Source organism: Streptomyces sp. 147326 (assembly GCF_045000215.1).
Classification (GTDB): Bacteria; Actinomycetota; Actinomycetes; order Streptomycetales; family Streptomycetaceae; genus Streptomyces.
The window spans coordinates 7960448-7973041 of sequence record NZ_CP134201.1 but is presented as its reverse complement, the minus strand read 5'-3'; the positions used below and the strand labels follow the sequence as shown (position 1 = coordinate 7973041).

Sequence of the window (12594 nt, the reverse complement as noted above, 5' to 3'; positions counted from 1 at the left end):
GTCGGACGGGTCCGCTCGCCCCGGTGCGTCAGACGGCCTGGGTGCCGACCGGAGGCTGCGGTTCGCGGCGCATCGCCCACAGGGTCGGGCCGCCTCCGGGCAGCCGGACTTCCTCGCGCACGGTGAAGCCGAAGTGCTCGTAGAAGGGAAGGTTGTCCGCCTTGGAGGACTCCAGGTAGGCGGGCAGGCCCGCGGCATCGGCCTTGGCCAGGCCGGAGCGCAGCAGGGCGGCGCCCTGGCCCGTGCCCTGTGCGGCGGGGTCGGCGCCGATCACCGCGAGGTACCAGTGCGGTTCCTGCGGCGTGTGCTGGGCGGCCGCCTCGACGGCTGCCCCGAACAGCTCGGCCCGGTCGCCGAGGATGTGCCGCAGCTGCTGGATGGTTTCCGCGTCGGGAACGGCCTTGGCCTGCGCCTGCGGCGGCACCCAGAAGGCCGCCGCGGCCTCGGTGAACTCGCACACCGCGTTGGAGACGTACTGCCGGGTGAAGAGCGTCGTGAAGTAACTGTCCAGCGACGCCTCGCGCGAGGAGTCGTGGGGGAAGAACCAGCGCATCATCGGGTCGTCGTCGAAGGCCCGGGCCAGGGAGCGGCTGATCAGCGCTGCATCGTCGATCGCTGCCGTCTTCGGCGTGTTCGGTATCAGCATACGGACATTCTGCATCTGATGATCTTGAACGGTGCGGGCGGGGTCCGACGTGTCGGACACCCGGCACCCGGACACCCGAACACCCGGCACCCGGCACCCGCTAGTGACGGACCAGGCAGAAGGGATGGCCCGCCGGGTCCGCGAAGATCCGCCAGCCGCCGCCCCCGCCCGCACCCCCGTCGAGCAGCGTCGCTCCGGCCTCCAGCACCTGCTCCTGCGCGCGATCGAGGTCGGGGACGCCGAAGTCCAGGTGGAACTGCTGCGGCCGGGTGGGGTCCGGCCAGCGCGGGGGCTGGTGGTCCGCCGCGCGCTGGAATGCGAGGACCTGACCCGACGGCGCGTGGAGGGTCGCCCAGTCCTCGCCGACCGCCCAGCGCCGGTCCGGCTGGTTGACGTTTCCGCCCAGCAAGGTTCGGTAGAACTCGGCCAGCGCCTGCGGATCGGGACAGTCCAGGACCACGCACTGCAGTTCAGCGATCATGACCGGATCTTATCCACGGTGCGCGAGGGCCGCGTCGATCATCCGGCGGGCGACGGAGGCGAGTTCGGCCGGGTCCGGGGCCACACGGGAGCGGGCGAGGGCGCCGGCCAGCCGGTCGTAGAGGAGCCCGTCCGTCCAGGCGACGAGCAGCTCGGCGTCCTCCTCGGGCCGGTCGGCGCCGAGTGCGGCGAGGATGCCCGCGACCCGGGCCCGGGGCCCCTGCCCCGCCCGGAGGAAGTCCGCCTCCAGTGCCGGATTGCGGGCCGCCTCCAGGCTGAGTTCGAAGCGGGCCAGCTGGCGCTCGCGCCCCACCGTCAGCCAGTGGTGCAGCAGTCCGGCCAGCGCGGCGGCCGCGGCCTCCCGGTCCGGCACCGGGGGCGCGGACGGACTCTCGCCGTGGTTGCCGAGGTCCAGGTCGCCGAGGTCCAGGTCGGCCAGCCGCTGGTAGCAGGCGCCGATCAGGGCCGTCCTCGTACGGAAGTAGTACGAGGTGCTGCCCGCCGGCAGCCCTGCCGCGCCGTCGACAGCGCGGTGGGTCAGTCCGCGGAGGCCGGTGGCGGCCACGAGACCGATCGCGGTGTCGGCGATCAGCGTCCTGCGGTCCGTGAGGGGTGCGCTCTGACGGGGGGTGGCCATTCCTCCACTCTACAGCTGTAGAGTGATGGGACTGGACTCTACAGCTGTAGAGGACGGGGAAGAGCAAAGAGGAGGACTCGTCATGTCGGCACTTCAGCGCCACGCGGTCGTGGCAGGCGCGGGGATCGGCGGACTCACCGCGGCCGTGGCCCTGCACCGACGGGGCTGGCGGGTCACGGTGTGCGAGCGGGCGCCCGGGCCGACCGCCGCGGGCGCCGGGATCGTCCTCGCGCCCAACGCCCTGCGCGCCTTCGACACCATCGGCTTCGACATCACCCGCACGGTGGGCCGTGCCGTACCCGCCGCGATGGGCCTGCGCCGCGCGGGCGGCCGCTGGCTGAGCCGCGCCGACACCGGCGCGCTGGCCGCCCGTTACGGCGGACCGCCGCTCGCCGTGCACCGCTCGGCCCTCGCCGACGCCCTGGCCGGCGCGCTCCCCGAAGGCTCGGTCCGGTACGGCGTCACGGTCGGCCGGGTGGACGACCCGGACGGCTCCCCCGTGGTCCGCACCTCGGCCGGTGACCTCGCGGGCGCCGACCTCGTCCTGGCCGCCGACGGCATCAACAGCCCGCTGCGGCGCCAGTACTTCCCGGACCACCCGGGCCTCCGCTACAGCGGGGAGACCGCTTGGCGCACCGTCCTGCCCGCCACCGCGGGCCGCGCGGAGACGGCCACCGCCGAGACCTGGGGCCGCGGCGAGCGGTTCGGCGTCGTCCCGCTCGCCGACGGCCGGATCTACCTCTACGCCACCGCCGTCGTCCCCGAGGGACACCGCCCCGCGGACGTCCGCACCGAGCTCCTGCGCCGCTACGGCACCTGGCACGACCCGATCCCGGCCCTGCTGGAGCGGGTCGACCCGGCGGCCGTGCTCCAGCACGACCTGTACGACCTCGCGGCTCCGCTCCCCCGATTCCACCACGGGCGCCTCGCCTGGCTCGGAGACGCCGCCCACGCCATGACCCCCAACCTGGGCCAGGGCGGCTGCCAGGCCATCGAGGACGCCGTGGTGCTCGCCCATCTCCTTGACGGGGCCGGCGCCGTGGACGTTCCGGCCGCTCTCACCGCCTACAGCGCAGCCCGTTGCGCACGCACCGACGCCATCCGCGTCCGCGCCCGCCGTGCGGGCCGGATCGCCGCCCTCACCCACCCGCTCGCCGTGGCCGCCCGCGATCTCGCCGTCCGCGCCACCCCGGCCCGCGCCACGCACCGGGCGATGGATGCGCTGTTCGACGGATTCGCGCTCCCGGACGCAATGCGCACCGTGCCCGCGGGCGCTGGCACTCGTTGGTGAGGTTCGTTGACCGTTCAACACGAAGGCAGGCGGATCCTATGCCCACCGACATCGACTGGGACCACCCGACCGACCCCAGGCCGGGGAGCTGGCAGCTGGACCACCTCAGGGAGTACGTGGCTTCCGACGGCGCTGTGGGTCAGCGCTGGAAGGGCACCCAGACCCTCCTGCTCACCACCGTGGGCCGGGTCTCCGGCAACCCCGTGCGCACCCCGCTGATCTACGGCGAAGCAGATGGCCGCTACCTGCTCGTCGCCTCCAAGGGCGGCGACGAGCAGCACCCGCTCTGGTACCGGAACCTGACCGCACACCCCGAGGTCCGCATCCAGGTCGGCCCGAAGGTCATGCAGGGCACGGCCCGTACCGCCACTCCCGAGGAGCGCGCCGCGTACTGGCCGGTGATGGTCAAGAACTGGCCCGCGTACGACGAGTACCAGGCCAAGACGGACCGCGAGATCCCGATCGTGGTCATCGAGCCGCTCGCATAGAACCCGTGGGCGGGGCCCGTCGGACCACGCCCGTCCCCGGGCAGGGCCCTTCCCCGCCCGGGGCTCCGTCACCTCAGCCGCACGTCCGTGCCACCTTCTCCAGCTCGTCCCCCCACACGGCCACGTCCCGCGGGCCGATGTGCGGCGCGGCCAGCGACCGTACGCGGAAGGGGTTGTGCGGTGTCACCTCGTCCGCTTCGCGGATCATCAGGTCCTGCAGCGCCGGCGGGATGGAGCGGTCCTCGGTGAAGCGCAGGAACGTCCGCGGCACCCGCCCCCACTTCTCCGGCAGCCCCCGGGCGTCGGCTGCTCCGATCGCGGCGGACTCGTCCGGTTCCAGGGTGTTGAGCAGCGCGCGCACCTCGGCGTCCGGCAGGTCACTGCCCAGCGCCTCCTTCGCCGCGGAGAAGAAGGCGGGGTCGCCCGAGCGCCAGTTGACCCGGTTGACGCCGAGTTCCGGCGGGGTCTGGACGGCGGTGAGCCGGAACAGGGCGCTGGTGGCCGCCTCAGGGGCCGTCATCAGCTGCGTCACCGAGGCGTGCCGGGTCGGGCAGAAGGCGGACGCGTACACCAGGTGGGAGATCAGCTCGGGCACTTGGTTGGCGACCGCGTTCACCGTCACCCCGCCGAGGCTCTGGCCGACCAGGATCACGGGGCCGTTGCGGTGCACGGCGCGTACGACGCCGACGACGTGCGCCGCGAAGTCCGCCAGTGTCACCGCGGAGATCGGCGAGGGCTCGGTGCGCAGCCGTTCCGGGTCCTGGGGGGTCTGGTAGGAGAGCGGGAAGTACGCGCCCGTCCCGTGTCCGGGCAGGTCCACCGCGACCGCCCGGTGCCCGCGCATGCCGAGCTCGCGCAGGACGGGCGACCATCCGTAGGAGTTGCTCCCGGCGCCGTGGACGAGGACGAAGGTGGGCGCGCCGCGCCGTGGTGCGCCGGCGCCCAAGTCGTCTCTCATAGCGTTGCTGCCACTTAAGTTACTCATGAGTAGGATCTTAGGCGTGGGCGCTCCCGGGACCGGCTGATTTCGGCCATCCGCCCCGCCGGGCTCCGCAGCGGCGTCCGGCTAGTGCCCGAGCACCGCCATCGCCGCGTTGTGTCCGGGGACCCCGCTGACCCCGCCGCCCCGGACCGCCCCCGCGCCGCACAGCAGGACGTTGCGGTGGGCGGTCTCCACGCCCCACCGCCCGGCCCCGCCCGAGTCGGCGAAGGGCCAGGACAGGTCGCGGTGGAAGATGTGCCCGCCCGGCAGGCCCAGTTCGCGTTCCAGGTCCAGCGGGGTCTTCGCCTCGATGCACGGGCGGCCGTCCGCGTCGAAGGCGAGGCAGTCGGTCAGCGGCTCGGCCAGGTGCGTGTCGAGCTGCGCGAGGGTGGCGGTCAGCAGCACCTCGCGGGCCTGGTGGTTGTCGTGTCCGAACAGCCGGGCCGGGGTGTGCAGGCCGAAGAGGGTGAGCGTCTGGTAGCCCTGCTCCACCAGCTCCGGGCCGAGGATCGTCGGGTCGGTCAGGGAGTGGCAGTAGATCTCCGAGGGCGGTACGGACGGCAGTTCGCCGGAGGCGGCCTCCGCGTGGGCCCGCGCGAGCTCGGCGTACCCCTCGGCGATGTGGAAGGTGCCGCCGAAGGCCTCGCGCGGGTCCACGGCGGTGTCCCGCAGCCGGGGCAGCCGGCGCAGCAGCATGTTGACCTTGAGCTGGGCGCCCTCGGGCGCCTCCTGCGGCGGTGCCTCCCCGAGGAGTTCGGCCAGGGCCCGCGGCGAGGCGTTCACCAGCACCGTGCGGCCGACGACCCGGCCCTCCCCCCTGGCGGTACGGAACACCACCTCGGCCGGAGCGGTCCCGTCCGTGTCGATGCGCAGCACCTCGTGGCCGGTGGCGATCTCCGCCCCGGCGGCCCGCGCGGCGGCCGCGAGGGCGTCCGTCAGGGCGCCCATGCCGCCGACCGGGACGTCCCAGTCCCCGGTCCCGCCGCCGATGACGTGGTAGAGGAAGCAGCGGTTCTGCGCGAGCGAGGGATCGTGCGCGTCCGCGAAGGTGCCGATCAGCCCGTCCGTGAGGACCACCCCGCGGACCAGGTCGTCCGTGAAGTGCCGCTCCACCGCCTGCCCGAGCGGCTCCTCGAACAGCATCCGCCACGCGGCCTCGTCGTCGATCCGGGCCCGCAGCTCGGCCCGGGTGGGCAACGGCTCGGTCAGGGTGGGGAACACCTTCCGGGCGACCCGCCCGGTGGTGCCGTAGAAGGCGCGCCAGCTCTCGTACTCGCGGTCCGAGCCGGTCAGCCGGGCGAAGGAGCCCCGGGTGCGCTCCTCGCCGCCGCCGACGAGCAGTCCGCCGGGCCGGCCGTCGCGTTCGACGGGCGTGTACGAGGAGATCGTCCGCCGGCGCACCGCGAACCGCAGGTCCAGGTCGCGCACGATCTTCGCCGGGAGCAGCGAGACGAGGTACGAGTACCGCGAGAGGCGGGCGTCGACGCCCGCGAAGGGGCGGCTGGAGATCGCGGCCCCGCCCGTGTTCCCGAGCCGTTCCAGGACGAGGACCGATCGGCCCGCCCGTGCCAGGTACGCGGCGGCCACGAGGCCGTTGTGCCCGCCGCCCACGATCACGTCGTCGTACACGTCCCGCCCGAAGGTCGTCATGGCTCTTGGTAACACACCTGGCCGAGCCGCTCCAGACAGTGGGCTTCGTCGGCGTGGGCCAGCGCCGTGTCGGGATGCTCGTCGCCCAGGGACCGCTCGCGGATGCCGGAGAGTTCCCGGTAGATGGGCAGGGCTTCCTCCCAGCGGCCCAGCCGGCCGAGCCCGACGGCGAGTTCCCGGCGGCTGACCAGGGTGTCCGGGTGCTCGACGCCGAGCACCTCGGCCCGTACGGCGCCCACCTGCCGGGCCTCGGCCACCGCCTCCTCCCAGCGTTCCAGCCGGCCCAGGTTGACCCCGAGGACGTGCCGGGCGCGCAGGGTCTCGGGGTCGGTGGCCCCGTAGGCGCGGGTGCGGTCGCGGACCAGGGCCCGGAACAGGTCGAGGGCCTGCGCGCTGCTCCCGGTGCGGCCGAGCGCGATGCCGACCTCGTAGCGGGCGGCCAGGGTGTCGGGGTGGTCGCGGCCGAGCACCCGTTCCCGTACGGCGGCGACCTCGCGGAAGCCGGCCAGGGCCTCCTGCCAGCGCTCCAGGCGGCCGAGCGCGTACGCCGCCTCGTACCGGGTCAGCAGGGTGTCGGCGTGCTCGGGGCCCAGGACGGCGGCCCGGTCGGCGGCGACCGCGGCGGCCGTGGCGTGGGCGTCCGCGAACCGGCCCAGCGCACCCAAGGCGCAGGCCAGGTTGTGGCGGCAGCGCAGGGTGTCGGGGTGGAGCTGGCCCGTGGCCCGCTCGCGGGCGACGAGCACCGCGCGGTAGGTGTCGTGCGCCTCCTGGTGGCGTCCGAGGCGGCCCAGCTCGTACGCCGTCTCCTGGCGCGCGGCGAGGGTGTCGGCGTGGTCCGGGCCGAGCTCCCGCGCCCGCCCGTCGGCCACGGCCGCGTACACGGCGAGCGCCTCCTCGGGGCGGCCCGCGCGGCTGAGGGCGTAGGCGCGCGCGTGGCCCGCGGCGAGCGCCTCGGGGCCGGTCTCCCGGGGGCCGGGGCCGCGCGGGAGGCCGTACGCCGCGGTGAGCCGCGGGTCCTCGGCGGGCTCGGGGCGGACGATGGGCGCGACGGGGCCCACGGCGGGCCGCCAGCCGCTCGGACGGACGACGGGCTGCGCGCCGCTCGCGCGGGCGACGGGCTGTTCGCCGCCGGGGCGGACGGCCGTCCAGGAGCCGGTGAGCACGGCCCATTCGCCGCTCGCGGGGCGGGCGTCGATCCCGGCCTTGCGCCCGGCGGTCATCCCGCGGGCCCACGCCGGGAGCGGGGCCTGGGCGCCGGGCAGCCCGCCCGGTCCCAGCCGGGCCTCGACGAGCCGGCGGTGCACGTGGCGGGCGTCCCCGGGCGGTCCTCGGGGCGCTTGGCGAGCAGGTCCAGAACCACCCGCTCGAAGGAGACGGGCAGTTCGGGGCGGTGCTCGCGCAGCGGCACGGGCGGGGTGTCGCGGTGGCCGACCAGCACCGACCAGGAGTCGCCGAGGTCGAAGGGCGGGGCTCCGGTGGCGATCTCGTAGAGGACGCAGCCGAGGGAGTAGAGGTCGCTGCGGTGGTCGACCTCGCCGCCGGCGATCTGTTCGGGCGACATGTAGTGCGGGGTGCCCATGGCCATGCCGCCGCCGGTCAGCTTGGCGGTGAAGCCGATGTCGTGGGCGAGGCGGGCGATGCCGAAGTCGCAGATCTTCACGGTGCCGTCGGTGAGCCGCATGATGTTGGCCGGCTTCAGGTCGCGGTGCACGACGCCCTGGTCGTGGGTGTAGCCGAGGGCGGCGGCCATCTGCTCGGCGATGTCGACGACCACGTCCACGGGGAGCGGGCGGGTCTCGTTGTCCTCCAGGAGCTGGCTGAGGTTGCGGCCTTCGAGGAGCTCCATGACCAGGTAGAGGGGACCGCCCGCGGCGCTGTCGTCGCCGAAGTCGTGGACGACCGTGACACCGCGGTGCTGGAGGGAGGCGGCCACGCGCGCCTCGCGCCGGAACCGCTCGCGCAGCACCTGGGTGAAGTGGGCGTCCTGCTCGGCGCCGATCGGCTTGAGGCACTTCACCGCGACCTGCCGGCCCAGCGATTCGTCGCGGGCGCGCCACACCTCGCCCATGCCGCCGCGCCCGATCAGATCGAGCGACCGGTACCGGCCCTGGATCAGTCTGGACTCCGCCATGTCTTAAAGCCGCCCCCGTTGTCGTGCTACGCCCTCCCCGGCCGGTCCAGTATGGCCGCTGATGTACGCAGTGTGTACGGCGAGGGGCGGCTCCCGGGGCCCATGCGACGCATCGCTTTCAAGATGTGACCTGGAGGCAGCTTCCAGCGCAGACCTGCGGGAATGCTGCGCAACACGCGTCCGGTGAGGCGCAGGCGACGGGTGATGCTGCGCGGCGCCGGTGCGGGTCGCCCGTACAGCTGGTGGGCCCAGCCGGGGAGGGAACCGTACGCGAGGCCTGCGAGCGGGCGCCACAGCAGGTTTCGGCCAGGCACGAGGAGGGCAGGGACGGGCGGGCCGCGCAGGAAGTCGTCCACGGAGCGGGCGTCGGGGCCGGCGGCGAGCTCCGGGCGGATCCGCTCGAAGTAGGCGGCGAGCCCGGCGGTGTCGGCGGGGACGCCGGCCGGGTCGAGGCCGACGAGGCGGGCGTTGACGCGGTTCTCGTCGACGTAGCGGTCGGCCTGGGCGGCGGTGAGGCGGACCCCGGAACGGCGCAGGACGTGCAGGAAGCTGTCTATCTGCGCGCAGTGGATCCACAGGAGCAGCTCGGGGTCGTCGACGGGGAAGCGTTCGCCGGTGTCCGGATCGGTGGCGGAGAGTTTGCGGTGGATCGCGCGGACCCGGCCTCCGGCGCGCTCGGCGGCCTCGCTGGTGCCGTAGGTGAGGGTGCCGACGAAATCGGCGGTGCGCAGCAGCCGGCCCCAGGCGTCCCTGCGGAAGTCGGAATTCTCCATGACTCCGCGGACGGCGCGCGGGTGGAGCGCCTGGAGGTAGAGCGCCCGGACGCCGGCGATCCACATCATCGGGTCCCCGTGGCACTGCCAGGTGACGGACGCGGGGCCGTACAGCCCCGGATCGGCACCGGAGCCGGGTCCGGGCGCTGGTCCTGGCCCGTCCCCGGGTCCTGCCGCGGGTCCTGGTTCCGGTTCTGGTGCGGTCGCGGTGTTCCCCATCCCGTACCTCCCCGTCGCAGGCCCCGGCGGTCCCAGCCTACCGATCCGGGGCTGCCGTCAGCGATGCCTATGAACCGGGCCGACTGCCGTCAAGGTCCTGTCAGGAGGTGGCGCGCGGGACCCGGCGGCGGACACGGCTTCGGCGTCACCGCCGATCGGTCTCCGATCGGCGACCGCGGCCCCGCCGGGAGGACCCATGTGCCTCTTCCAGTACGCCGACGACCCCGAGCCCGGGGAACAGGGCCCGGCCGGCCCCCTCTACGTCCGTCCGGCCGGGAAAGGCGGAGGTGGTGCTCCGGATGATCCGCACCCCGCCGGGTGGACCCCGCCGCCGGATTCACCCGTCCGGACCTGCTGGCCGCGACGCGCGGCGCCAGCCGGCCGGCCGGCCGTGGATCCGGCTCTCCGAGTCCGCGGTCCGTCCCCTGTGACGAGGAGGCCTTCGTCACCACCTCCGTCTGCCGCACGGCGGACTGGCGTGCCTCCCCGCCTCGTGGGCCGCCCGCCGGTCGCGCCCACCGGGAGCGGTCGGCGCCACCGGGTGCGTACGGCCCCAGGGCGGAGGCGGCGGGGGCTCAGCGGCCGAAGACGCGGGTGGTGGCCCTGTCGGTGTTGTTCCTCCCGTTCCGGTCCGGGGTACGGGAGGTGACGGCGGCCTTCGCGGTGATCGCGGGCCGCCGGTCGGCCCGTACCGTGACGTGGAAGACGCGCTGCTGTCCGGCGCCCAGGGCCTCGACGCGCCAGGTCAGCGGGGTGGGAGTACGACGGTCGGCGCCGGGGGGCGCGTCCGTGACCGGCACCCCGCGCGGCAGGGTCAGGGTGACGGCCAGGTCCGCGGCGGCGAAGGGCCCCTTGTTGGTCACCGTGACGGCATAGGTGTACTCGGCGCCGCCGCGCACGGAGGCCGGAGCGCTCAGGCGGACCGCCAGGTCGGCCCGGGGCGGACCGGCCTCGAGCTCCAGCCGTCCGACGCGGTCGCCGCCGATCTCGGTGAACCACATGTTGGCGTCCGGGCCCGCGGTGATGCGGACGGGGAGGCTGCCGGGGGTGGGCAGCGGGTAGCGCGCGAAGTCCCCGTCGGGGGTGATCCGCCCGATCCCGTCGGTGAGCTGCTCGGTGAACCACAGGTTCCCGTCGGGACCGGCGGCGATCCCGTCCGGGCCGCTGTCCGCGGTCGGCAGGGGGTACTCGGTGATGACCCCCGCCGTGCTGATCTTCCCGATCCGGTTGCCGAAGAGCTCCGTGAACCACAGGTTCCCGTCGGGCCCGGCGGTGATGACGTCCGGGCCGCTGTCGGCGTTGGGCAGGGGGGACTCGGTGATCTCGCCCTTGGGGGTGATCTTCCCGATCCGGTTCCCGGTGATCTCGGTGAACCAGAGGTTCCCGTCCGGCCCGGTCACGATGGACTCCGGGCCGCTGCCGGAGTTGGGCAGGGGGTACTCGGTGATCTTCCCGCTGGGGGTGATCTTCCCGATCCGGTCACCGGGGTCCTCGGTGAACCAGAGGTTCCCGTCGGGCCCCGTGGCGATGGCGAAGGGTGTGCCGCTGCCGGCGGGCAGGTCGTACTCGGTGATGAGACCCGCCGTGGTGATGTTCCCGATCCGCCGGCTGCTGTCGGTGAACCACAGCTTGCCGTCGGGCCCGGCGGTGATCCCGATGGGGCTGTTGTTGTCGCCGGGCAGCTGGTACTCGGTCAGGTCCCCGGTGGGGGTGACCCGGGCGATCTTCCTGATGCCCTGCTCGGTGAACCAGAGGTTGCCGTCGGATCCCGTGGTGATGTCGGCGGGAAAGCTGCCGACCGTGGGGAGGGGGTACTCGGTGATGTCACCGACGTCGGCGCGGGCGGGGGCGGCCGAGGCCACGGGCAGGCTGATCAGACTGAGGAGCAGGACGGCGGCCAGCTGGAACGCCCAGCTCGGGCGGCGGCGTCGGGGCGTCCGGGGCGGGGACCCGCACGGGGTGCGTGGGGACAGCGACATCGGGAGGCAGACCTTTCGGCCGGAGGTCGGGGGCAGGCCCGCCATCGGGGCGAGACCTCGCCGGCGGGTCTGGGCACTGTCGGGCGGCGCTCGAGGTCGCGACAGCGGTGCGCTGCTGGATGCCCGGGGGCATGCGCACTGCGCAGCGTAGGACCCCGGGTGACGGCCTGTCAGGCGCCGGTGGGCCAACAGGCTGACGGCCGGACGAGTTGGACGAGGCGGCCGCGAGCCGGCCCGCGACGCAGGGCCCCGCACGGGGACCGTGCCGCCCGGGCCGGATGCCGTGGCCGACCTGGCCGGATGCATTGGCCGCCCCGGCCCGACGCCTCGGCCGACCTGGCCGGATGCCTTGAGCGGGCGGTCGCGGCCGTCCTCTAGAGTGCTTCCGTCCCCCATCCACGCGCCCGTGGCCCCGGCCCTGCGGCGCGCCCCCGAACCCGCCCACGGGCCCGACCGAGGAGCAACCGTGACCGACCTGGCGTCCACACCCCTGCAGCAGGAGATCGCCCGGGATCTCCAGGTGAGCGCGTGCTTCGACGCACAGCAGGAGATCGAACGCCGGGTGGCCTTCCTCGCCGGCCAGCTGACCTCCACGGGCCTGCGCTCCTTGGTGCTGGGCATCAGCGGCGGCGTGGACTCCACCACCGCCGGCCGGCTGTGCCAGCTCGCGGTCGAGCGCGTCCGTGCCACGGGGCAGGACGCAACGTTCTTCGCGATGCGGCTGCCGTACGGCACCCAGGCCGACGAGGCGGACGCGCAGCTGGCGCTTGAGTTCATCCGGCCCGACCGGGTCCTGACCGTCGACATCAAGTCCGCCAGCGACGCGGCGCTGGAGGCGGTGCTGGCCGGCGGCACGGTCTTCCGCGACGCGCACCACCAGGACTTCGTGCACGGCAACATCAAGGCCCGGCAGCGCATGATCGCCCAGTACGCGGTGGCGGGCGCGCACGAGGGTCTGGTGGTCGGCACCGACCACGCCGCCGAGGCGGTCTCCGGCTTCTTCACCAAGTTCGGCGACGGCGCGGCCGACGTGGTGCCGCTCACCGGCCTCACCAAGCGGCGCGTACGGGCCCTGTCCCAGGCCCTGGGCGCGCCCGCCGGCCTGACCGTGAAGACCCCGACGGCGGACCTGGAGACGCTGAAGCCGGGCCGGCCCGACGAGGAGGCGCTCGGTGTCACCTACGACGACATCGACGACCTCCTGGAGGGCAAGCCCGTCGGCGAGGCCGCCTTCGCGGCCATCACCCACCGCTACCGCCTGACCGAGCACAAGCGACAGCTCCCGATCGCCCCCTGAGCCGGCGCCGGGCCCCGGGGG

10 protein-coding genes and 1 pseudogene are annotated in these 12594 nt (G+C 74.4%); 3 read left to right on the top strand and 8 right to left on the bottom strand.

Annotation, left to right across the window (positions count from 1 at the left end):
* Window positions 1-28: 28 nt before the first annotated feature.
* The 3 genes from RIU97_RS36665 to RIU97_RS36655 all read right to left on the bottom strand — a co-directional run bounded on the left by RIU97_RS36665 (window position 29) and on the right by RIU97_RS36655 (window position 1763).
* Window positions 29-646, bottom strand: a complete 618-nt coding sequence (locus RIU97_RS36665; RefSeq protein ID WP_404961789.1) for a GNAT family N-acetyltransferase — start codon at window positions 644-646, stop codon at window positions 29-31.
* 100 nt (window positions 647-746) lie between these two features.
* Window positions 747-1127 carry a VOC family protein gene (locus RIU97_RS36660; protein ID WP_404961788.1) on the bottom strand — a complete coding sequence of 127 codons (381 nt, stop codon included), beginning with the start codon at window positions 1125-1127 and terminating at the stop codon, window positions 747-749.
* A gap of 9 nt (window positions 1128-1136) precedes the next feature.
* Complete coding sequence (locus tag RIU97_RS36655) at window positions 1137-1763, bottom strand: TetR/AcrR family transcriptional regulator (RefSeq protein WP_404961787.1); 627 nt, start codon at window positions 1761-1763, stop codon at window positions 1137-1139.
* Between the two features lie 82 nt (window positions 1764-1845).
* Here RIU97_RS36655 and RIU97_RS36650 point away from each other — a divergent pair, with 82 nt between their 5' ends.
* Both RIU97_RS36650 and RIU97_RS36645 read left to right on the top strand, forming a co-directional pair.
* Entirely contained in the window at window positions 1846-3054 is a 1209-nt protein-coding gene (locus RIU97_RS36650; RefSeq protein WP_404961786.1) for an FAD-dependent monooxygenase, read from the top strand.
* A 38-nt stretch (window positions 3055-3092) separates the two neighbouring features.
* Window positions 3093-3542: a nitroreductase family deazaflavin-dependent oxidoreductase gene (locus tag RIU97_RS36645; protein WP_404961785.1), complete on the top strand. Its 450-nt coding sequence runs from the start codon at window positions 3093-3095 to the stop codon at window positions 3540-3542.
* A 73-nt stretch (window positions 3543-3615) separates the two neighbouring features.
* Here RIU97_RS36645 and RIU97_RS36640 read toward each other — a convergent pair whose 3' ends face one another.
* The 5 genes and pseudogenes from RIU97_RS36640 to RIU97_RS36620 form a co-directional block, all read right to left on the bottom strand.
* Window positions 3616-4500 carry an alpha/beta fold hydrolase gene (locus RIU97_RS36640; protein WP_404961784.1) on the bottom strand — a complete coding sequence of 295 codons (885 nt, stop codon included), beginning with the start codon at window positions 4498-4500 and terminating at the stop codon, window positions 3616-3618.
* Window positions 4501-4608: 108 nt separating this feature from the next.
* A complete protein-coding gene (locus tag RIU97_RS36635; RefSeq protein WP_404961783.1) occupies window positions 4609-6174 on the bottom strand; it encodes a phytoene desaturase family protein in 1566 nt (521 codons plus the stop codon).
* Window positions 6171-8305: pseudogene (locus RIU97_RS36630) on the bottom strand (protein kinase domain-containing protein). Before RIU97_RS36630 ends, RIU97_RS36635 begins: the two are co-directional and overlap by 4 nt.
* 26 nt (window positions 8306-8331) lie before the next feature.
* Entirely contained in the window at window positions 8332-9297 is a 966-nt protein-coding gene (locus RIU97_RS36625) for an oxygenase MpaB family protein (protein WP_404961782.1), read from the bottom strand.
* A gap of 575 nt (window positions 9298-9872) precedes the next feature.
* Window positions 9873-11276, bottom strand: a complete 1404-nt coding sequence (locus tag RIU97_RS36620) for a hypothetical protein (protein ID WP_404961781.1) — start codon at window positions 11274-11276, stop codon at window positions 9873-9875.
* A gap of 466 nt (window positions 11277-11742) precedes the next feature.
* Between RIU97_RS36620 and nadE the strand changes: the two genes are divergently transcribed.
* Window positions 11743-12573, top strand: coding sequence for an ammonia-dependent NAD(+) synthetase (gene nadE, locus RIU97_RS36615; RefSeq protein ID WP_404961780.1), 831 nt, complete (start codon window positions 11743-11745; stop codon window positions 12571-12573).
* Window positions 12574-12594: the final 21 nt, after the last annotated feature.

What these genes read in the sequence shown, in the direction of transcription:
- RIU97_RS36645 (WP_404961785.1), top strand. Translation starts at nt 3,093, where the DNA reads ATGCCCACCGACATCGACTGGGACCACCCGACCGACCCCAGGCCGGGG.
- RIU97_RS36640 (WP_404961784.1), bottom strand. Translation starts at nt 4,500, where the DNA reads ATGAGAGACGACTTGGGCGCCGGCGCACCACGGCGCGGCGCGCCCACC.
- RIU97_RS36665 (WP_404961789.1), bottom strand. Translation starts at nt 646, where the DNA reads ATGCTGATACCGAACACGCCGAAGACGGCAGCGATCGACGATGCAGCG.
- RIU97_RS36620 (WP_404961781.1), bottom strand. Translation starts at nt 11,276, where the DNA reads ATGTCGCTGTCCCCACGCACCCCGTGCGGGTCCCCGCCCCGGACGCCC.
- RIU97_RS36650 (WP_404961786.1), top strand. Translation starts at nt 1,846, where the DNA reads ATGTCGGCACTTCAGCGCCACGCGGTCGTGGCAGGCGCGGGGATCGGC.
- RIU97_RS36655 (WP_404961787.1), bottom strand. Translation starts at nt 1,763, where the DNA reads ATGGCCACCCCCCGTCAGAGCGCACCCCTCACGGACCGCAGGACGCTG.
- RIU97_RS36635 (WP_404961783.1), bottom strand. Translation starts at nt 6,174, where the DNA reads ATGACGACCTTCGGGCGGGACGTGTACGACGACGTGATCGTGGGCGGC.
- RIU97_RS36660 (WP_404961788.1), bottom strand. Translation starts at nt 1,127, where the DNA reads ATGATCGCTGAACTGCAGTGCGTGGTCCTGGACTGTCCCGATCCGCAG.
- RIU97_RS36625 (WP_404961782.1), bottom strand. Translation starts at nt 9,297, where the DNA reads ATGGGGAACACCGCGACCGCACCAGAACCGGAACCAGGACCCGCGGCA.